Source organism: Nostoc sp., assembly GCF_036917775.1.
In the GTDB taxonomy this organism is placed as follows: Bacteria; Cyanobacteriota; Cyanobacteriia; order Cyanobacteriales; family Nostocaceae; genus Nostoc.
Genome location: NZ_JBALEQ010000056.1, coordinates 1 through 20,544, shown reverse-complemented (window position 1 = coordinate 20,544; position 20,544 = coordinate 1). Strand labels below are relative to the sequence as shown.

20 protein-coding genes are annotated in these 20,544 nt (G+C 41.3%); 13 read left to right on the top strand and 7 right to left on the bottom strand.

What is annotated here, in order from left to right; translation table 11 throughout:
• Positions 1 to 118: 118 nt before the first annotated feature.
• The 3 genes from V7K69_RS09270 to cysS all read right to left on the bottom strand — a co-directional run bounded on the left by V7K69_RS09270 (position 119) and on the right by cysS (position 4,760).
• Complete coding sequence (locus tag V7K69_RS09270; RefSeq protein ID WP_335033514.1) at positions 119 to 1,465, bottom strand: TldD/PmbA family protein; 1,347 nt, start codon at positions 1,463 to 1,465, stop codon at positions 119 to 121.
• A 238-nt stretch (positions 1,466 to 1,703) separates the two neighbouring features.
• Positions 1,704 to 3,143, bottom strand: coding sequence for a TldD/PmbA family protein (locus V7K69_RS09265; protein ID WP_335033512.1), 1,440 nt, complete (start codon positions 3,141 to 3,143; stop codon positions 1,704 to 1,706).
• A gap of 81 nt (positions 3,144 to 3,224) precedes the next feature.
• Positions 3,225 to 4,760 carry a cysteine--tRNA ligase gene (gene cysS, locus V7K69_RS09260; RefSeq protein ID WP_335033510.1) on the bottom strand — a complete coding sequence of 512 codons (1,536 nt, stop codon included), beginning with the start codon at positions 4,758 to 4,760 and terminating at the stop codon, positions 3,225 to 3,227.
• Between the two features lie 137 nt (positions 4,761 to 4,897).
• On the opposite strand from cysS, the gene V7K69_RS09255 reads away from it, so the two are divergent.
• The 5 genes from V7K69_RS09255 (at position 4,898) to V7K69_RS09235 (ending at position 9,604) form a co-directional block, all read left to right on the top strand.
• Complete coding sequence (locus V7K69_RS09255) at positions 4,898 to 6,019, top strand: CobW family GTP-binding protein (protein ID WP_335033508.1); 1,122 nt, start codon at positions 4,898 to 4,900, stop codon at positions 6,017 to 6,019.
• 189 nt (positions 6,020 to 6,208) lie between these two features.
• Complete coding sequence (gene dtd, locus V7K69_RS09250; protein WP_335033506.1) at positions 6,209 to 6,661, top strand: D-aminoacyl-tRNA deacylase; 453 nt, start codon at positions 6,209 to 6,211, stop codon at positions 6,659 to 6,661.
• 103 nt (positions 6,662 to 6,764) lie between these two features.
• A complete protein-coding gene (psb28, locus tag V7K69_RS09245) occupies positions 6,765 to 7,106 on the top strand; it encodes a photosystem II reaction center protein Psb28 (RefSeq protein ID WP_012410292.1) in 342 nt (113 codons plus the stop codon).
• A gap of 101 nt (positions 7,107 to 7,207) precedes the next feature.
• Positions 7,208 to 7,720, top strand: a complete 513-nt coding sequence (locus V7K69_RS09240; protein WP_335033502.1) for a MogA/MoaB family molybdenum cofactor biosynthesis protein — start codon at positions 7,208 to 7,210, stop codon at positions 7,718 to 7,720.
• A gap of 126 nt (positions 7,721 to 7,846) precedes the next feature.
• Positions 7,847 to 9,604, top strand: a complete 1,758-nt coding sequence (locus tag V7K69_RS09235) for a diguanylate cyclase domain-containing protein (RefSeq protein ID WP_335033500.1) — start codon at positions 7,847 to 7,849, stop codon at positions 9,602 to 9,604.
• Positions 9,605 to 9,866: 262 nt separating this feature from the next.
• Here the strand turns inward: V7K69_RS09235 and mraY are convergent, their stop codons facing one another.
• On the bottom strand, positions 9,867 to 10,958 hold the full coding sequence (mraY, locus tag V7K69_RS09230; protein WP_335033498.1) for a phospho-N-acetylmuramoyl-pentapeptide-transferase: 1,092 nt from the start codon (positions 10,956 to 10,958) through the stop codon (positions 9,867 to 9,869).
• 81 nt (positions 10,959 to 11,039) lie between these two features.
• A complete protein-coding gene (locus V7K69_RS09225) occupies positions 11,040 to 11,276 on the bottom strand; it encodes a DUF3134 domain-containing protein (protein ID WP_114082816.1) in 237 nt (78 codons plus the stop codon).
• A gap of 242 nt (positions 11,277 to 11,518) precedes the next feature.
• Between V7K69_RS09225 and V7K69_RS09220 the strand changes: the two genes are divergently transcribed.
• From V7K69_RS09220 to mdh, 5 genes are all read left to right on the top strand, one after another.
• A complete protein-coding gene (locus tag V7K69_RS09220) occupies positions 11,519 to 12,103 on the top strand; it encodes a PAP/fibrillin family protein (protein ID WP_335033494.1) in 585 nt (194 codons plus the stop codon).
• Between the two features lie 318 nt (positions 12,104 to 12,421).
• Positions 12,422 to 12,637 (top strand): photosystem I reaction center subunit IV, encoded by a 216-nt coding sequence (locus V7K69_RS09215; RefSeq protein ID WP_012410286.1) that lies wholly within the window; start codon positions 12,422 to 12,424, stop codon positions 12,635 to 12,637.
• Between the two features lie 251 nt (positions 12,638 to 12,888).
• The gene (locus V7K69_RS09210) at positions 12,889 to 13,749 is read left to right on the top strand and encodes a DNA-formamidopyrimidine glycosylase (protein ID WP_335033492.1); all 861 of its coding nucleotides are present in this window, start codon (positions 12,889 to 12,891) and stop codon (positions 13,747 to 13,749) included.
• A gap of 100 nt (positions 13,750 to 13,849) precedes the next feature.
• Positions 13,850 to 14,065 (top strand): NAD(P)H-quinone oxidoreductase subunit O, encoded by a 216-nt coding sequence (locus tag V7K69_RS09205; RefSeq protein WP_114082812.1) that lies wholly within the window; start codon positions 13,850 to 13,852, stop codon positions 14,063 to 14,065.
• A gap of 88 nt (positions 14,066 to 14,153) precedes the next feature.
• The gene (gene mdh / locus V7K69_RS09200; protein WP_335033543.1) at positions 14,154 to 15,137 is read left to right on the top strand and encodes a malate dehydrogenase; all 984 of its coding nucleotides are present in this window, start codon (positions 14,154 to 14,156) and stop codon (positions 15,135 to 15,137) included.
• 255 nt (positions 15,138 to 15,392) lie between these two features.
• On the opposite strand, the gene V7K69_RS09195 is transcribed toward mdh, so the two are convergent.
• Both V7K69_RS09195 and V7K69_RS09190 read right to left on the bottom strand, forming a co-directional pair.
• Positions 15,393 to 15,725, bottom strand: coding sequence for a translation initiation factor (locus tag V7K69_RS09195; RefSeq protein WP_335033489.1), 333 nt, complete (start codon positions 15,723 to 15,725; stop codon positions 15,393 to 15,395).
• 93 nt (positions 15,726 to 15,818) lie between these two features.
• Entirely contained in the window at positions 15,819 to 16,307 is a 489-nt protein-coding gene (locus V7K69_RS09190; RefSeq protein WP_335033486.1) for a hypothetical protein, read from the bottom strand.
• Positions 16,308 to 16,646: 339 nt separating this feature from the next.
• On the opposite strand from V7K69_RS09190, the gene V7K69_RS09185 reads away from it, so the two are divergent.
• The 3 genes from V7K69_RS09185 to V7K69_RS09175 are packed head-to-tail and all read left to right on the top strand — an operon-like array spanning position 16,647 to position 20,507.
• Positions 16,647 to 17,309: a hypothetical protein gene (locus V7K69_RS09185; RefSeq protein WP_335033484.1), complete on the top strand. Its 663-nt coding sequence runs from the start codon at positions 16,647 to 16,649 to the stop codon at positions 17,307 to 17,309.
• 37 nt (positions 17,310 to 17,346) lie between these two features.
• Positions 17,347 to 19,272 (top strand): ATP-binding protein, encoded by a 1,926-nt coding sequence (locus V7K69_RS09180; protein ID WP_335033482.1) that lies wholly within the window; start codon positions 17,347 to 17,349, stop codon positions 19,270 to 19,272.
• Positions 19,269 to 20,507, top strand: coding sequence for a DUF1802 family protein (locus V7K69_RS09175; RefSeq protein ID WP_335033480.1), 1,239 nt, complete (start codon positions 19,269 to 19,271; stop codon positions 20,505 to 20,507). Before V7K69_RS09180 ends, V7K69_RS09175 begins: the two co-directional genes overlap by 4 nt.
• Positions 20,508 to 20,544 lie beyond the last annotated feature (37 nt).

Below are 20,544 nucleotides of genomic sequence, written 5' to 3'. Positions count from 1 at the left end.
AAAAATTCTAAGTTGGGTTTCGCTATTGCTTAACCCAACAATTTTTGCAATTCTCACAAATCAAATATGATTGCTATATTTATGTTTAAAATTCATCAAAAATGCAATTAATACCTGATTACAAGGTGTAAGTAAAATCTTCTACCAGCATACCGGGAACTAAACTACCTCCTAGTTGGCGACTATCATAAGTGCCTACTTCGGGAATAAATTCTTGAAAATCAGTCAAATCTACTAAATTTTCTCCCCAGAAGCGATACAGACTTTCATCGAAACGTAGATTTTCAATGGGAGCAATAATTTCTCCGTTTTCCACCCAAAAACAAGCATAACGGGTCATACCTGTGATTCTACCAGTTTGGCGATCGCTCCAATTTAAGTAATGCAAATTTGATAGATATAATCCTGTATCCAATCTCGGAAGAATCTGCTCAAATACTAAATTTCCTGAACCGATTTCTGGCGCACGGAGAGTCTCTGAACCATTAGCACCATTGGCAGTTTTTTGATATTCCTTAGCAGTGCGAGAATTAACCAGAGTGTTTACTAAACGTCCTTTTTCTATTACAGGTAACTCCGGTGCTGCCATTTCTCCCAACTCATTAAATCGGGGTACTAATCCGCGCTGAAAGTTTTCTTTCAAACTAAATGCTGGCGAAAGTTGTTTTTCTTGACGCGATAAAGCAGCTAAAGCACTATTTCCTTGTTGGATATCAGCTTCGCTGATAGCTCCCCAAGAAAGCATGAGTAATAAATCGGCAACAGCAGCAGGTGCAAAATAAGTTTTGTATTGTCCTCGTGGCAGTTCTTTACATGGACGAGCAAGCAATTCAAGTTGTTTTTTAGCTTCGCTGATTTTGGCTATATAAGCAGATTTATTCCAATCACTTCCTGCAAATGTGCCCTTAACTGCTTGTTCAGAAGCGGAAAATAGAGAATAATCTAAGGTAAAAGAATCAGTAGCAAACCAGTGTTTTTGACCACTAGAATCACCATAACCTTTAATTACTATTCCTCCAGCGTATATACCAGTAAAATCTAATTCATTAACTTCTTCTAATACACTTGATACTACTGCTTCCTCTGCTAATAAATTTCCAGAATGTACTTCACGACTGGTATTAGTTCCTGATGGTAAAACTAGATATGGATCGATGGGTAATAGAATCAGTTCTTCGCGTAATTCCTGCAAAGCAGAATATGCTAATTGCCAGTCTAGCTCCCAATTTCCAGTAAAGGGAAACTGCCTAACACTACTGCGTTGATCTGCCATCAGAGTCAGTTCAATCCACCCGTCAGCAACACAACCAGTTTGTCGCACTTTCGCATGATTAAAACGAGTGAATTGACTTCTTTCACTACTAAGTTTGACAGTGAATTGTTCATTTTCTGCTTTTTTTATAAGCAGAGTTTCAATCAGTCGATTAAAGCTGACTTCTAACGCAGATAATTCCTCAATTTTCATGGATATTAAATATTAATAGGGAATAAGCCGGGGGAAAGTTAGGAGTTAAGAGTTGAAGAGTTTTTGAACTCAAAACTCCTAAGTAGCTAGGCGTAAATAAATTAAAGCTTGTAGTAAGGACTTTAGTCCTTATCATAATTGTTCTGAGCGATAAATCGCTCACTACGAACTAGAATTTTATATTTAATTATGCCTAACTACTTAAGTACCAACTATTCACTCCTAACTCTTAACTTTTTCAACTTCCTCCACCAAAAACTTCGACATTAGCAAATACACAAACAGGGGAACCATGTCCAACCCAAATGGCCTGATTTGGTTCTCCTTTACCGCAATAAGGAGTACCATACATTTGCCAGTTTTCAGCATTTCCTACTTGGATTAAGCTATGCCAAAATTCTGGTGTTGTGGCGCGATAGTTAGGATTGCGGAGGGTTTTAGTGAGTTTACCATTTTCAATTAATTTAGCGTACTCACAACCAAATTGGAATTTGTAACGGCGATCGTCAATTGACCAAGATCGGTTAGATTCCATGTAAACGCCGTGTTCTATGCCGCTAATAATGTCTTCAAAGCTAGCGTTTAGAGGCTCTAAATTTAAGTTACCCATGCGATCGATCGCTGGTCGATTCCATGAAGAAGCACGGGCACAGGCTACTCCTGATACACCTGCTCTAGCTTGACTCTCTAGACTGCCCAAACCCCGTTGAAGTACTCCTTCTTTGACCAAATATTCCCGCGTCGCTACAGCACCCGTATCATCAAAGCCATAGCTAGCAAATTCACCAGCCACGGTGGGATCAAAGGTAATGTTCATCAGTGGCGAACCATAAGCTAGGTTGCCAAAATCACTTTTGTTAACGAAGCTGCCCCCAGCATAGTTACGCTCATCTCCCAAAATTCGGTCAATTTCTAGGGGATGCCCGACACTTTCATGGATTTGCAGCATCATTTGATCTGGGGCTAAAACTAAATTGGTACGGGTAGTTGGGCATTCTTCTGCTGTCAAGAGTTCTACTGCTTGTTCGCCAATTTGCCGCACCCGATGCCATAAGTTTTCTTGTTTTAATAGTTCGAGTCCGCCTTGGTAACAGTTTGCTTGGGAGCCGTTGTTGCTGCGCTGCTGTACAATTGACCCATCTTGGGCGGTGGCTCCGTAATGAGTCGCTATAGATAGAATTTTTTGATAAACTTCTGAGCCATTACTACTAACAAACCAAGACTCTCTCTCAATGGTGCTAGCACCGGCTATGGTTTGCACAATCTTGTCGTCAACTTTCAGCGTTTGGCAAATACGAACCAGTAAATCGTTGATTTCTCCCGGACTCAAAGCATCAAATGGTTCAAGAAATGGAGATTTATATTCACCAACGACTTTAGGGCGCTCACTTTCACGAAAGGGATGTATCCACCATTCACTGGCTGCTACTGCCTGTTTATAGGCTGTTTGGGCAGCAGCTTGTAATGAAGACAGTTCCAGAGAGTTAGTGGCTGCATAACCTAGACAGCCGTTGACCAAAACTTCCAGCATGGCTCCAATAGTGAAGGATTTGCCATTTGCCTGGGGTAAGCCGTCACGAACTGAACGGCTTGTAGAAGTCTCCTTTACGGCTCTGATACCGATCCAATCAGCAGGAATGTCGAAACTAGCGATCGCTTTTTTAAGTTCAGACCACATAATTTAAGGAATTGGGAATGGGGAATGGGGAATGGGGAATGGGGAATGGGGAATGGGGAACTTCCCCCCACTCCCTACTCCTTAATTCCGGTGCCAGCGTGTACCATCACGGCTATCAATTAGCGTAATACCTTCTGCTTGGAGTTCGTCACGAAGACGATCGCTTTCGGCAAAATTTTTGGCAATACGCGCTTCTTGCCTTTGCTGAATTTTCGCTTCGATTTCCGCATCGCTTAAACCATCATTCATAGGAATTTCCGCTTCTGGCTTGGCAGTGAAACCTAAAACATCGGCTAAAGTAATGAGTGTTTGCCAGGTTTTGAGTAACTCATCTGCTGATATCGTTGGTTTTCCTTGATGTACAAGGATATTCCCTTCACGGATTAATTCCTTGGCCATTTCAAACAACACTGCTAATCCACCAGGGAAATTAAAGTCATTATTGAGACTCATACAAAAGAGTTCAGCAATATTATCGAATTTTCCAGTAGGATTACTTGCTGTATGAGATGGCCAACCCAGTTGTTCAGCATGTCCCTCAAAAAGTTCACCTTCGGGATGGAGAATAGGATTATTTACTGTATCCAATGGCCAACCCAATTGTTTACCATACTTATAGCCAAAAAATAATCCTTCTTTAATGGTGTGCCAGCCGTTGGTTGCTGCGGCGATCGCTTCGTCGGTAAAATCTATGGGTGTACGATATTGAGCAGTTAGCACGAATAAGCGTACTGCCATCGGGTCAACTCCTCGATCCAGCAATTCTCGAATAGTGATAAAGTTGCCCAAAGATTTGGACATTTTTTCACCATCTACCTTCACCATACCGTTATGCAACCAGTAACGCGCTAAGGGTTTTCCCGTCACAGCTTCAGATTGGGCAATTTCGTTTTCGTGATGGGGAAAAATTAAGTCAGCACCACCAGCATGAATATCTATAGTGTCACCCAAGCGATCACGCACCATTGCCGAGCATTCAATGTGCCATCCCGGACGACCTGCGCCCCAAGGTGATTGCCAAGCGGGTTCTCCCGGTTTTGCTGCCTTCCATAGAGCAAAATCGAAGGGGTCTTTCTTTTTCTGATATTCTGGATCATCTACGTTGACGCGATCGCTTTTCCCCGCTTGCATATCTTCTAACTTGCGTCCCGAAAGCTTACCATATTCAGCAAACTGCCGTACTGCATAATACACATCACCATCAGCAGGGTAAGCAAAACCTTTATTTTCTAACTCATGAATTAACCGCTGAATGCCGTTCATCGTGTGGGTAGCACGGGGATATTCATCAGCTTCTTTGATTCCTAACCGCGCCATATCCTCAAAATATGCTTTGATAAAGCGATCGGCCACAGCTTCCATTGATGAATTTTCAACACGGGCTCGATTGAGGATCTTGTCATCAATATCAGTAAAATTTTGGATATATCGGACTTCATAACCGATAAACTGGAGGTATCGACGGATTACATCCCAAACAATGCAAGCTCTAGCATGACCCAAATGGCAGTAGTCGTACACCGTCACACCGCAGTAATACATCTTAACCTTGCCTGGTTCGACTGTTTCAAACGGTTCTTGACGACGGGTGAGGGTATTGTAGAGTGTTAGGGTCATAACAGAGTAATGCTGAAATAAGGAGATACGTAATAATAGGGTAAAGCAGCTGGGATGACAGTCCAGCATCCCTATGCTAGTTTTTTCTGGACTATCTGCGCTACATTACTATTTTTTGACTATTTGATAACAGCGCTATGCAATCAGCAGTTACACCCGAATCTTCGGCAATGGATACGCCCAAACAAGGAATGCCCGTAACAATTATTACAGGTTTCCTCGGTAGTGGGAAGACGACTTTACTTAATCATATCCTCAACAACCAACAGGGTTTAAAAACCGCTGTTCTTGTGAATGAATTTGGTGAAATTGGCATCGACAACGAGCTAATTGTTTCCACTGGTGAGAACATGGTGGAACTAAATAATGGTTGTATTTGCTGCACTATTAATAATGATTTAGTAGATGCAGTTTACAAAGTTTTAGAACGCCAAGAAAATTTAGATTATCTAGTAGTGGAAACAACTGGATTGGCAGATCCGCTACCAGTAGCTTTAACATTTCTGGGCACAGAATTACGAGATTTAACCCGCTTAGATTCGATTATTACCGTGGTAGACGCGGCGAATTACAGCCTAGATTTATTTAACTCTGAAGCCGCATACAGCCAGATTGCTTATGGTGATGTAATTGTGCTGAATAAGGCTGATTTGGTTGATGAAGCCACTTTGAACGAGTTAGAAACAAAAATTAACGAAGTTAAGGAAGGAGCAAGAATTATTCGCGCTACGCGATCGCAAGTGCCACTTCCTTTAATTTTGAGTGTTGGTCTATTTGAGTCTGATAAATATTTTGACACAGTGGTTGATGAACACGACCATCACGATCATGAACATCACGAGCATCATGATGATCATGACGATCATGATCATTCAACATGTGGTCACGATCATCACGACCATGACCATGATCACCACGATCATCATTCTCACCATTTAGAAAATGATGGTTTTACTTCCATCTCTTTCCAAAGTGACAAGCCTTTTTCTATTAGGAAGTTTCAGTATTTCTTAGATAACCAGCTGTCCTCAAATATCTTCCGAGCCAAGGGGATTATGTGGTTTGATGAAAGTCCGAAGCGTCATATTTTCCACCTTTGTGGTAAACGCTTTACGTTGGATGATGATGAATGGCAAGGTCAATTGAAAAATCAGCTAGTGCTGATTGGTCAAAATTTGGATCGTGAGGCTTTAATTAGTCAACTCGAAAACTGTATTTGTCTACCTTCAACCTCTCGCGGTAAAGGGTTTGGGAAATAAAAGTTAGGAGTTAAAAGTTTACTACTCGTTCCCAGGTTTCACCTGGGAATGAATTCGCAATGACTCCGCAATCCATTTTGAGTAATGAAAATGAGAGAATAGCGTAGGTATAGCCCGTCATAGACATCGCTTCCTCACTCCCCTGCATTTACGAGCGAGTGTTTCGCCAATAATTACGAATTAGGTAAAATGCGCGTTGTTATCCAGCGAGTTAAATCATCTCAAGTTACAGTTAATGGTGAAATTGTCGGCAAAATTGGGCGGGGGCTAAATTTACTTGTGGGTATTGCTAATACTGATACTGATACTGAAATTGATTGGATGGTACGTAAATGTTTGGAATTGCGGCTGTTTCCTGACGAGGAAGGAGACGACCGTTGGCAAAAATCTGTAAAAGAAATTGGTGGCGATTTATTAGTAGTCAGTCAGTTTACCCTTTATGGTGATTGTCGCAAAGGCCGCCGTCCTTCTTTTGAGCGTTCAGCCCCTCCCCAATCAGCAGCAGATTTGTATAATCGTTTTGTTACCAAATTAAGAGCTAGTGGTTTGCTAGTGGAAACTGGTCAATTTGGTGCAATGATGCAAGTTACAATTAAAAATGATGGCCCTGTGACTTTAATACTAGATAAAGAGTCAATTTAAGTATATCCACTAAAAAAAGAATAACAGGAGCCTATAGACAGTGGAGTTCTAATTGATGAGAGAATATTAAATTAACCATCACAAAAGTTTAAATTCATTTATCATGGCGAAAATCCAGTTTTCTAGAGGTCTTGACGAAGTAGTAATTCCAGAAGTGCGGCTGACGCGATCGCGCACAGGTGACAGTGGTACAGCCACGTTTATTTTTACGAATCCGAAAATTTTAGATCAAGGTAGCACCGAAGACATCACCGGAATGTACTTGAGTGATGAAGAAGGAGAGATAATTACCCGTGAAGTTAAGGCAAAATTTGTCAACGGAAAACCGGAAGCATTAGAAGCACTTTACGTAATGAAATCTGCCCAAGAATGGGATCGGTTTATGCGCTTCATGGAACGGTATGCTGAAGAAAACGATCTTGGACTCAGCAAAGCGGAAAAATAGTGTGTAGGGCGAATGGCGAATGGCTTATGTTGTTTTTTCATGTCCAATGCGCCATTCTCCGTGCCCAATTGCCCATTATTAAAAGTTAAAACCCTTAATCCATGACACAACAACCACATCCAGATTCGCTTGGGATTACTGTGACTTGCGCTGTGGTTACTGTCAGCGATACACGCACACCCGAAACAGACAAAAGTGGCCAGCTAATTCAGCAGTTACTCTTTGGTGCTAACTATGCTGTTGGAGCCTATACGATTATCAAAGATGAACCAACACAGATTCAAGAGCAGATAGAAAATTTGGGTAAAAGCTCAAATTTGGATGCTGTAATTTTTAATGGTGGTACAGGTATTGCGCCAAGAGATACTACTTATGATGCCATTGAGAAGTTATTGGAGAAAACTTTGCCGGGATTTGGTGAGCTATTCCGTTTTTTAAGTTATCAAGAAATTGGTTCGCGGGCGATCGCTTCTCGTGCTGTTGCTGGTGTGTATCAAAATAAATTAGTTTTCTCGCTTCCTGGTTCTAGTAATGCTGTGCGGCTGGCGATGGAAAAACTGATTGTGCCTGAACTCACTCACTTGGTAAGTCAGCTTTGTAAGGGAGTGAAATGAGCAGCCTTTCAAGGGGGCTATCATAAAATTAAGGTATAAGGTACTGAAATCATCCTTTCTCTACTTACATCTTGTAACTACCCAGAATTATAGTGAAACGGATGAAATATTCATATCAGATAAGCAATGCAGCCTATTTACTGGAATTGCATTATTGCTCACAGCATCACTGCATTTTCATACTTTGGCATCCCCGTATTAATAGGGGTTTTCTTTGCCAAAACTAAGGCAACTATCCCTTCTAAGTTTTGGCTAGCCTTTTTATTATCAGGTGGATTCGTACTACTTTGCGGATTTCATCACTTTTTGGCGATTTTTGAGACACATTCGGCAATATCGCTGTTGCACTTAGTCGTGCTTGATGTGATGGCGTTTGTTTCTTTGTCTGCCTTACTCTATCTAATGCCAACCGCTTATCAAATTGTACAGGCGATCGCCAAATATCAAGAAGATAGCTGCGAACTTCAACGCAGCCAGCAGATGCAACGGCTATTTTTAGATCAGGGCCCCTTTGCGGCCTATATCAAAGATGAGCAATCTAGAGTGCTTTACTATAACCAGGAAATACAGTCTAGATTTTTGGTAGATGCCCAAGAATGGGTGGGGAAAACGGATAGTGAATTCTTACCAGATCCCGAAGAGGGACGGCAGGTAATGGAAAACGATCAAATCGTTTTGAAGACTCTACGACCCTTAAAGCTGATTGAAGAGGTAAAAATACCTGGCAATAATCAGCCATGCTACTGGCTATCGTTTAAGTTTCCGTTTAGTGATGGCGCAACGGGCGATCGTCGCATCGGTGGAATCAGTATCGATATTACAGAATCTATAGAAGCACAGCGATCGCTTACCGATCTAAATCGGCAATTAGAAGAAAAAACACTGAAATTAGAAGCCAAAAAACAAGAACTTATATACCTCTCAGATATGGCAGATATGCTTTATTGTTGCGAGTCTAAAGATGAGGTGTATCAAGCAGTCGCTTTAACCTGTTCTAAGCTATTTCCTAATATGAGTGGTTCTATCTGTATAATTGCTAATTCGAAGAATTATGTTCAGATGAATAGTATTTGGGGAGATGAAAGACTCAGAACCAGTAAAGAAATATTTTCACAATCTGAATGTTGGGCATTGCGGAGAGGTAAATTCAACCTTTTATCTTCTGGTAAATCAGGATTGGTATGCGGTCATTTAATCCAGCCTGTTAGTGGTACACATCTCTGTGTTCCATTGTTTGGGCAAGGCGAAGTAGTTGGAATTTTACACATTGATGCCCTTGAAGAAATCAGTCCAGAAGATCAACAAATTAGTGAGATTATTGCTAGAACTTTAGGCTTTGCACTCAATAATCTATCGGTAAAACAACGTCTTACCTATGATAATTTGCGGGATGGGATGACCCAACTATTTAATCAAAGCTATATGGAAACTATGCTGGAACAAAGGCTAGCGGAGGCTGAAAGGTCGGGACAACCTCTGAGTGTTATTTTTCTGGATATCGATAACTTCAAATATTACAACTCGCGTTATGGGCATTTGACTGCCAATATTGTTATTCAGGGATTAGGAAAACTGTTGTTAAAATCTATTCGCTCTTTTGATATTCCTTGCAGATGGGGTGGTGAAGAATTTGTGATTGTCATGCCTAATATGACGCTGGAAGCGCTCAGGAAGCGAGTAGAACAATTAAGGGTAGATGTTGAACAAATGCAATTGAAGGATGGCGATCAGATCCTTCAAGGGATCACCGCCTCTTTTGGAATAGCTGTATCAGAACCAGGGATTACAGTTAAGGATTTTTTGAATCGAGCAAATCAAGCGATGCTTGAAGCAAAGCGAACAGGGAAGAATCGGGTTATAGAGTATGTAAATAGGTACGATTAAAATAATTTGTAATTCGTAATTCGTAATGACGCTCCTGCGGAAGCTCGATTCCTCGCTACCGCTAACGTAATTCGTAATTCTGTAAGTGGTAGAATAGAGTGTAGAGAAGCTCAGTACAATTTCGCGTTTCTACAAGGGTTTTAGATAAAGCATTTTCCCGTATAAAAAAACAACTCCCTGAAGATGTGGGAGTTGTTTTTTATCTTTTACTATTTTCTCAAAACATGATTCAGAATGGAGCGATGCCTGCGGTGGGCTGCGCCTACGCCAAGCAGATGGCAGCCAAAATAGCCGCGATAACATAAAATACTCCAACCACTTGCAATTCTGACCAGCCAGTGAGTTCTAAATGATGGTGTAAGGGTGCCATTTTAAAGAGGCGCTTGCCTTTACCATCAGGGCCCTTGGTGGCTTTGTAATAACTTACTTGTGCCATCACCGAAAGGGTTTCTACGAAGAAGATACCACTGAGAATGAACAGTGCTACTAAGGTGTTTGTCAATAGCGCTACAGCAGCTAATGCTCCTCCCAGTGCGAGGGAACCGGTATCTCCCATGAAAACACGGGCTGGATTACGATTATGGGCTAAGAAACCCAAGCAACCACCACTTAAAGCCGCACAGAAAACCATCAATCCTGGTGCTGTAGGTGCGATTAAGGCTCCTAATGCCAAAAGTGCGATCGCTACTGTTCCTGCTGCCAAGCCATCAATGCCATCTGTTAAATTAGTCGCATTACTTTCTGCAACCAGCACAAAACCTGCCAAAGGCCAAAATAGAAATCCTAATGGTAGTGTGAAGCTGACCCAAGGTAAAGCAATATTTGTAATATTAGAAGGTTGATTAAACATTAGCCAGAGGCAAAATACTGCCGCAAAACCCACTTGCAAAGCAAGTTTTGTTCGGGGCGATATACCTTTATTTGATTTCCGGCGCAGAATTTGCCAATCGTCCAGCCAGCCAATCAACCCATAGCTGATTGTTAAAGCCGAAACTGCAAGCACCTCTTTAGAAAAGTTAGATAATATACACGCAAGCAGCACAGATACAGGTATAAAAAATATACCACCCATTGTGGGAGTGCCTGCTTTTTTTAGATGAGCTTGGGGGCCATCTTCGCGGATTATTTGTCCAGTTTTGAGTGCTTGGAGTAAAGGTATTACCCAAAAGCCAACCACACCTGAACCCATAGCACACAACAGCAGTGGCAGGGTTAGCGACATACTTTGCCAGGGTAGCCTGTTGGCCATCGAATCCAAGAAAAATGCTGTTGTACCTAGTCCGACGGCTAATAAAGAGGCTAATGCAATTCCAGAAATATTTAATCCTTGCTCAGGAGATAATTTAGCGTCCACAGAAGTTTCCCTTCACTCCACACTTATTAAAATTGAATATTCAGTAACTAGGGATACTACCAAGTCCCCAGCCTGAAAAGGCTAATCCTCGGCGATTCCTATATCGTCATCATCATCAAGGTCGTAGCCAATCCCATCTTCTACACCCATTAGGGAGTCTATTTCTTCTTCGCCATCTTGAAAATCCGGGTCTTGAACGTCACGTGTTATGATCCGACCCTTATTTTCCAACCAATCCAACATAGAGGACTCTGGCTTTAGGGGGATGACATGGGCTCGTTGGTTACGGGGTTCTTCACGTAATGGAGAGTTCAACATATCAAAGAAGACAAGAAAAGGTTTACGTAAGTTGACATTTAGAGTCTATCACTTGACACGGATTTATTTAGTTATCTTTTCAACCCTTTGATTAATAAATCCGCATTCAGATAGAAATTTTTTATTGAATAGGCATAAGGCTTAAGTCAAGCGATTCTTAGTAAGTTTTATGGCTCTACACATAGGTTATGAATATCTTGTTTATGCTGATGGAAACTGACTGATTTTAGAGGTGACAGGCGATGATGGGAAAATCGGCTCTCATGGATGCGATCGCTGGTACAAATCGCGGGCTACTGGCGACTGAAGCACAGAAACAAGCTATCTTAGCTGCGATCGCCAATTTAGAAGACTTTAATCCTACACCCCGTCCGGTGGAAGCTGGTAATTTGCTAGATGGCAATTGGCGATTACTATACACCACTAGCAAGGCTCTTTTAAATTTAGATCGTCTACCTTTTTGTAAACTGGGTCAAATTTATCAGTGTATCCGGGTAGAGACTACCAGTGTTTACAATATAGCTGAGATTTATGGCTTACCTTATTTAGAAGGATTAGTCAGCATTGCTGCTAAATTTGAGCCAGTTTCAGGTCGGCGTGTCCAAGTGAAATTTGAGCGGTCTATTATCGGCTTACAACGTTTAATAGAATACAATTCTCCGGGAACTTTTATCCAACAAATTGAAGAAGGTAGAAAATTTCCGGCGATTGATGTTTCCATAAACAGTGATAAACAGCAAGGCTGGTTAGATATCACTTATATAGATAACGATCTGCGGATTGGCAGAGGCAACGAGGGGAGCGTGTTCATATTGAGTAAAACATAAAGTTTGTACAAAAAGACTATTTGCGAATGAAGGTAAGCTATAATGTCAACCTTGTCAAGTAGGCTATGATACCTTTTTAAATTTTGGGTGGGGAGTAGGGTAGGAAGCTGGGGAGCAGGGGGCAGAGGGCAAGGGGGAGAATAATAAATTACCTTCTTAATCCCCTCTGCTGCCTTCTCCCTGCCCCTTTGCCTCTTCTGCCCCATGCCCAATTCAGACAAATAACTTAACAAAGACTCTAGCAGCGACCTTCAGGTTGTAGAGTGAAATCAATTAGCCCTCTAGATTGGCGATTGATAACTAAAAGGGAAAATAATCATGGTTCAACGTGGTTCTAAAGTACGTATTCTCCGTCCTGAATCCTACTGGTTTCAGGATTTAGGAACTGTGGCTTCCATTGACCAAAGCGGCATCAAATACCCTGTAATTGTCCGTTTTGAAAAGGTCAATTACTCTGGTATCAATACCAACAACTTTGCCCAAGATGAATTAGTCGAGGTTGAAGCACCAAAGGCTAAACCAGCTAAAAAATAGCAGCAAAGCTACAAGGGGGTTGTTTGATGCGATGATGAAGGGTAGTCTTAAGTCTGAAGTATGAAATCTGAAAATTTCAGTTCATTCATTCTTCACCCTAGCCTACCCTAATCTATGAGAGCCGCCCTGCGGGTATTCACGGTTTCTTTTGGGTAATAATACGAGCCATCTACGGATGTGTAAGTTAGTATCCCATATCTTCTTTATTTGAACCCCCAAGTACATCAAAATTGTCTGCTTAATCAGCTTAAATGCCTGAACTGCCTGAAGTTGAAACAGTCCGAAAGGGTCTAAATCAATTGACCCTTAACCAAGAAATTACGGGTGGAGATGTGTTGCTCAATCGCACCATCGCCTACCCGTTTTCTGTTGGTGAGTTTGTTGATGGAATTGAAAAGAATGCGATCGCTACTTGGCATCGTCGCGGTAAATATCTCCTGGCCGAACTGACTTCCCCTTCCTCAACCAGTTGGCTAGGGGTGCATCTGCGGATGACCGGTCAATTACTATGGCTGCATCGAGATGAACTATTACATAAGCACACGCGGGTTAGATTATTCTTTGGGAATCAGCAGGAATTACGTTTTGTCGATCAGCGCACCTTCGGTAAAATTTGGTGGGTTCCGCCTGGTGTTGCTGTAGAAAGTATTATCACTGGTTTAGCAAAACTGGCAGCAGATCCATTTTCGCCAGAATTCACTGTCGAATATCTAGCAAGCAAACTCAAAAACCGCCGCCGTCCGATTAAAACTGCGTTACTCGATCAGTCTGTGGTAGCGGGATTAGGCAACATTTATGCCGATGAAGCCCTGTTTAAGAGTGGAATTTTACCTGAAACTTTGTGTATAGATTTGCAGCTAAAGCAAATTGAGCTTTTGCGAACAGCCATAATTCAAGTATTAGAAACCAGTATTCAGGCTGGCGGTACAACTTTTAGTAATTTCTTAAGTGTTCAGGGTGTCAACGGCAACTATGGTGGTGTTGCCTGGGTTTATAATCGCGCTGGAGAACCCTGTCGAGTTTGTGGTATGCCAATTCAACGGATTAGGCTAGCTGGGCGATCTAGTCATTTTTGCGCCGAGTGTCAAACGCTACGTGGAATTAGGAGTTAGGAGAAACGCGATTAATCGCGTCTTTACAGGAATTTTTACTTCTAATTCAGAAGTCTCCTAAAATGCAGATAAAACAATCTAGAAATTTGAGAGGGATTTCATGGCAGTTAAAAAGGGAGATATGGTTCGCGCTATCCGCGAGAAACTGGAAAACAGTCTAGAAGCAAAAGCCAGTGATACTCGCTTTCCTTCTTATTTGTTTGAAACCAAGGGCGAAATTGTAGATGTTAAAGGTGATTACGCCCTGATTAAGTTTGGGAAAGTGCCAACACCCAACGTTTGGTTACGCGTCGATCAACTAGAAGAGTTTAAATAAGCAAAAAGAATTCAGAAGTCAGAATCCAAGAGTCAGGATGAATTCTGACTCTTGGATTCTTGTTGATAAAAATCGTACTTTAATAATTATGTCTTTTTCTCCTAACTCTCCAATTGTGTGTAACTTACCCCGTGTCACCATCGTGGGTGCGGGTAGAGTTGGTAGCACTTTAGCTCAACGCATTGCAGAGAAAAACCTTGCAGATGTAGTTTTACTAGATATTATCGCGGGAATGCCCCAAGGTTTGGCACTGGATTTGATGGAAGCCAGGGGAATTGAAATACATAATCGCCGGATTATTGGCACAAATAATTATGCTGATACATCTGGTTCTCAAATTGTGGTGATTACCGCAGGGATTCCCCGCAAACCTGGGATGAGTCGAGATGATTTGCTGAAAACCAATGCCAAGATTGTGGTGGAAGCGGCTAAGAATGCGATCGCTCATTCTCCCAATGCTATTTTTATTGTCGTCACCAATCCGTTGGATGTGATGACGTATTTAGCTTGGCAAGCTACAGGTTTACCACGCGATCGCATTATGGGTATGGCTGGTGTGTTAGATTCCGCTCGTTTTGAAACCTTTATTGCTCTAGAATTGGGCGTTTTACCCGCCGATGTCAAAGCGATGGTATTGGGTAGCCACGGTGATTTAATGGTTCCCTTGTCTCGTTATGCTACTGTCAACGGCATTCCCATCACTGAATTGCTGGATACACCCACAATTGAACGTTTGGTAGCAAGAACCCGCAACGGTGGCGCAGAAATTGTGGAATTGATGCAGACAGGTGGTGCTTTTTTTGCCCCAGCATCGGCTACTAGCGTGATGGTAGAATCGATTTTATTAAATCAGTCACGGTTGTTGCCTGTAGCGGCATATCTGCAAGGTGAATACGGTTTAAAAGATGTTGTAATTGGTGTTCCCTGTCGGTTGGGATGCGGTGGAATTGAGAGTGTTTTGGAATTGACACTCAGCGATGAAGAAAGAAAAGGTTTGCATACTTCGGCTCAATCTGTGCGTCAAAATATTGAGCGATCGCAGGAAATTTTGGGTAACAAAAATAATTCGTAATTCAACATGAGTTCGATGGCTCATATAGTGCAATACGGTTCGGTTAAGGGAAGAGACGCGATAAATCGCCGTCTCTACAAAAAACTGATTATTGTAAAGACGGGGATTTATCACGTCTTTGTGGATAATTTATTTTTTGCAAGTCCCTTACTAAATAAAACAGTCCCTCTCCGAGTCGGAGAGGGACTGACTTGAATTTTAGTTCAAGGCAGGGAGAGGTTCGTCAAATTCACCAGAATATTTGTGCCGTTCGGGTTAACGCCGCGAATCCTCATCTGCGGGGTCGCCGTAGGGGTCTTCGCTGGCTGGGCGCACATCACCAAACTCCCCTGTGTCTGCGGGGTCGCCGTAAGGGTCTTCACTAGCTGGGCGAACGTTACCGTAAGACGATATATCTGCGGGATCGCCGTAGGGGTCTTGACTGGCTGGAATAACGTTGCCGTAAGATGCTGGGTCTGCGGGATCGCCGTAGGGGTCTTCGCTGGCTGGGCGCACATCGCGATCGCGGAATTCAGCATCTTTGTCAGCTTGATCGCTGTTTGATCCCAAGAGTAAATCTTTCGCCTTTCGGAAAAATTCATCTACCATAATCTGTCTCCTGATTTAAGTTCGTGTTTCCGACGTGCGCGATGGCGTTATCCTCTGGGAAACCCGCTTTAGATTTACACACGCTTCGCCGATCTAGAGTGCTGGTGCTGCGGATGAAGTTATACCAGTTAGATCGCGACCTGTGGCACTCCGGTTATAGCCCTGGAATTCCCGATACTTTTGTGCTTCAGATTCTGGTACTCGGATTCCTTCTGATGGTGGCGTTACCCAGTGAGCGCGATGTTCAGCATCGCGGTAGTATACGCGCCCGTTCTTGGAAAGATAGTACTTACCTTGCGCTCCTTCTTGGGGAGCATTCTTATGCTGGTTGTACATGTAGTAAAGTGCCGCAGCCCCCGCCAAAAGTGCCACTTTTTGGCCCGTACCCAATCCTTTCTTAACTTCGGTTTGGTTTGTGCGATCGCTGACTGTTCTACCAACGCTATCATCAACAGGTGGTGGCACATTAGCCTTTTGGGAACCGCCTCCGCAGCTACTCAGCAAGGGTACCATTAGCAATGCCGAAAGTAGCACTGCAAATAGACGCGAAACTATTTTACGTTCTTTAAATATTGTGTTCATTGGATTTCTTCATCACCTGTATTTGCTAAAAGCCTCGCTGTTGCAAAAACCAAGTTGGAAATCCTGTTATTTCACCTGGGATTGAAAAAACATATTTCACTTAATTTGTAACTGCACCAGCTACAGCGCTTCACTTTTATGATGATCGGTTTCCTCACTTGTTCCATCCTGCCTTTGAGAGAAATTGCATTCATCCTAAAGAAATATATTATTGATTTTTAATTAATCTATTTAGCTGAAACGCCGAAATATTCAGCAATTCTTCGGTTATTTTTTCTGGGTAAATAAATTACAAAGATACAGCTACTATGATGATCTTTGTCAAAAAATAGATTAAATATGACATCAAAAAATACAGCCCAAACTAGCACTCGTCTCCTTTTGGCTTTGTGGGATTTGGGAGGAACGCAGCAGGAAGTTAAAAAGGGTCAATTTACCAAGCGAATTGTATCCAAAAGTCAGAAGGTAGCAGATTATCAGGATTCATTTGAAGAATTGCAGAATCAGGGTGCGATCGCAATTTCCAAAAAGGGATATTCTCTGACATCCCCCAAGGGTTTAGAGGTGTTGGGTGAGGGTTTGAGAAGTGGCGAGTTTAAGTTTGAAGGGACGATTGTCGGTACTTGGGCGGCGAATGCGCTGGTGAAGTGGATTAGTCAGATTGATGTTGTGGTAGCTAGTGCAGATGTACCAGTGAATGGGAAGAGTGCGATCGTATCTTATGACGAGTTTAAGTCAGTGGCGTTGGAAGTCTACGACAAGCTGAACCAAAACTACAACCTAGATGATCTGGTGCCAATTTATCGTATCAGGAGAGAAATAGGCGATCAGATCACTCGTGAAAATTTCAATGAATGGTTGCTGGAAATGCAGAAGAACGACATTGTTCAGTTAATAGGCGGAGAGATGACAGATATCACTCCTGATAAAGCTGAAGACTCAATCACAACTAAATTAAGTGGATTACGCTATTACGCCAAGCGCCTCAGTTCTGCAAATTAATCTAAATCCTGTTGTTTCTTCTTGCACACAAAGCACTATGACTAGTTCTCCCATTTCCTCTATTGAGGATATTAACGCAGCTTTACAAAATCACAACCCCTTTGCACTGCCTCCATACGTAGGAAGCCAAGAAGTTTGGGGCAAAGAATTTCCTGATGTGACAACTCTCAATGCTCATGCTTCTGATGCTGTGTTTCAAGCGATTAACCAAATTCGTACTGGTCAGTATCAAAGAACTTCAATTGCTATCACAGCCGAATCCGGCACTGGCAAAACACATATTATCAGCCGTATTCGCCATCAACTTCAGACTGAGGGTGGTGCTTTATTTATTTACGCTACTGAATTTAGTGATTTAAATAATATTAAGCAGGGATTCCAGCGTACTTTGGGAGATAGTCTAGGGAAAATTGGCAGCCAAGGAGTAACGCAGTGGCAAGAGCTTGCTTCAGCAATCGCTAATCAAGCTGTCAAGTCTATTCATCCTCACGCTCGAACTTTGTTATCTAAAGATTTAGTACAAAAACTTAGTCGAAATGAATTAAGTAAAAACCGAACTTTAGTTAATCAGCTAACAGAAGGATTCCGTAAGACTAAACCGAATCTTAAAAATCCTGATATCATCCGGGCTATTCTGTGGACACTTGCTGATTCTGAGGCGCTTTATGCGGTCAAATGGTTATCTGGTGATGAACTTGCTCAATATAAAGCTAATGAACTTTGTCTACCAAGTATTAATGGTCAATCTTTTGATGTAATTCAGCAAATCTTGGATCTTATTAGTGACTATTATCAACTGGTAATTTGTTTTGATGAGCTAGAATCTATTGAAATCAACAATGCCGGTTTTACAAAATCACAGGTTGTTGCTGGTTTGGTTAAAGAGTTGTTTGAGAATTTAAGTAAAGGCGTAATTCTAACCGTAATGATGCCTGCTGTATGGATTAATAAAATTAAGCAACTACCTGCTGGTGTTCATAGCAAAGTTTCTGCTCATGGAAATCCTATTGACTTAAAGTACATGGATGGAAATTCAATTGTTGAGTTGGTTGCTTTGTGGTTAACTGAATTCTATAGTGCCAGAAATTTAGTACCACCTCATCGACTTTATCCATTTACTGAAACTCAACTGAGAGACCTAAGTAGCGAAGAGAAGCCACCAGTCAGAAAAGTTTTACAATGGTGCCGAGATAATTGTAAACCTATCATTGATAGTGGAGATCCCCATATAGTTCCAAAAGAACACCCAGTTGAACAAGCTTTCAAAAAAGAGTTTACTCAAGAGATTAGCAATTATTTAGATGATAACTATTTACTTGCTGATGCTATTTTATTTGGTTTTCAGACATTAGTAAATAAAACAATAGAGCGAGTAAAAATTGAGCAGATTACAGAAAAAGTAAAACAACGAGGTGGTAAAGATGATTACCTTAATTTCAAGATTATTGGTAAAGAAGATGGAAAAAATATAAGTATTGGCGTTGCTGTTCTCCAGTATGCAAGTGGCAGAGCTTTAGGGGCAGGATTGAAAAGATTAATAGATTACGAAACCTTTGGAATAACTCGTGGTTGTTTAATTCGATCTAAATCCAAGGATAAAAATATTAGTTCTCATTTGTACAAAACTTATATCGAACCAATGATAGTGCAAGGAGGCGAATTTGCTGAACTTAAAGAAGAGGAGATTAGACCGTTATTAGCTATTCGTTCTGTCCATAAAAAGCGCGAAATAGACTATGGCTTCACCGAGGAAGAAATTCTTAATTTTATTACTGAGAAAGGTAATGTATATCAACTAGGAGCTAGTAACACTCTGCTAAAAGAAATTCTGAGTGACCCATCATATCAAGTACCTGAAGGCATTCTTGAAAGCAATTTAGAAATTCAAGATGTAATTAGCTACTCTGAATCACCTGAACTTGCTGACTTTAGTGAATTGGCTGTGGTGGTAAATTCAATATGAGTGAATTAGTCTTAATTGACCAAGCAATATGTCTATATGCTCAAGAAGTTGAAGCTTTAATACAAGGACGAACCATTGCAACAATACCCCGGATGTTTATTGATCCGGGGCGACAATTTGCCTTATATCCAACTAATCCCTCAACTCTATCATTACCACTTGAACTTTATTACAATCAAAATTTACCGAAAATTGCTGTAAATAACCCCGCAAGGGTTAATTCTGAAAGAATTTTAATTAAAGTATGGGCTAAGTGCGAACTGTGTCAAATACTGGATGATACTGAACCTTTAGATGTCTTGTCAAAATCTACAATTTGGAGTAAAGAAGCATTAAAAGAAATCTTATTGCGATATCATTATATTTTTCTCGCATATTTACGGGTTTATGAGTTAGATAAACCAATTGAATTCAGTATCACTTCTACAAACCAATTTATCCCTTTATCACAGCCCACAATAGTTATTGAACCCAAGCCAATTTTAAACGATCACAACTTTGCCCAACGCAAACGCCAATTAGAAAATCGACAGCCCCCGCTACATCATGAATTGGAGGAATTACAGAGTGCGATCGCATCTCTAAGCATTAGCCAACCAGCAGCCAAGCAATTAGACGACGATATCAAAGTATTTTTGGGTTGGAATAGTGACAAACTAGTTAAGCAACCCGATCTAAATTTAGCTTGGATAAATGATATTGCAAAATTTGGCGATCGCAGCATCGAAAAAGATGAGGGTAAAAGCAACTACCAAGCTGGTACAGACTTTGAAATCATCGCACGCCGTAGCCTTGATTTTTTAGGATTCAAGGTTGAAGAAGACTACAAAGGTGGTGCAGGTGGCTTAGACTTGTTTTGCTCACAACCTTATCCTCTTGTATGCGAATGTAAAGCAGGTAAAAGCATTCCTGATCGTGCAGTAGAAGAATTAGATAGGATTGGTAAAAGGCATCTTAAAGAAAATTATCTTCAAGCTATGCGGTTGATTATTGGCCCAGGTCAACCAACTAAAAATCTGAAAGAATCTGCTCAGATATCTCAAATCAGTATTATAAATGTAATGACTCTACAAAAACTCGTTGAATTAAAAGCAAAATATCCAGGTGCTATTAACTTAGTCGAATTAAAACAATATTTAGAACCTGGGCAAATTGACTATAAAATTGGTGAATATATTGATACAGCACTTCCGTCTGTTGTAAGGTACACTAGATTAAAATATAAATACTTTTAAATGAAGTCATACTCTGTAGATCTTCGAGAAAAAATAG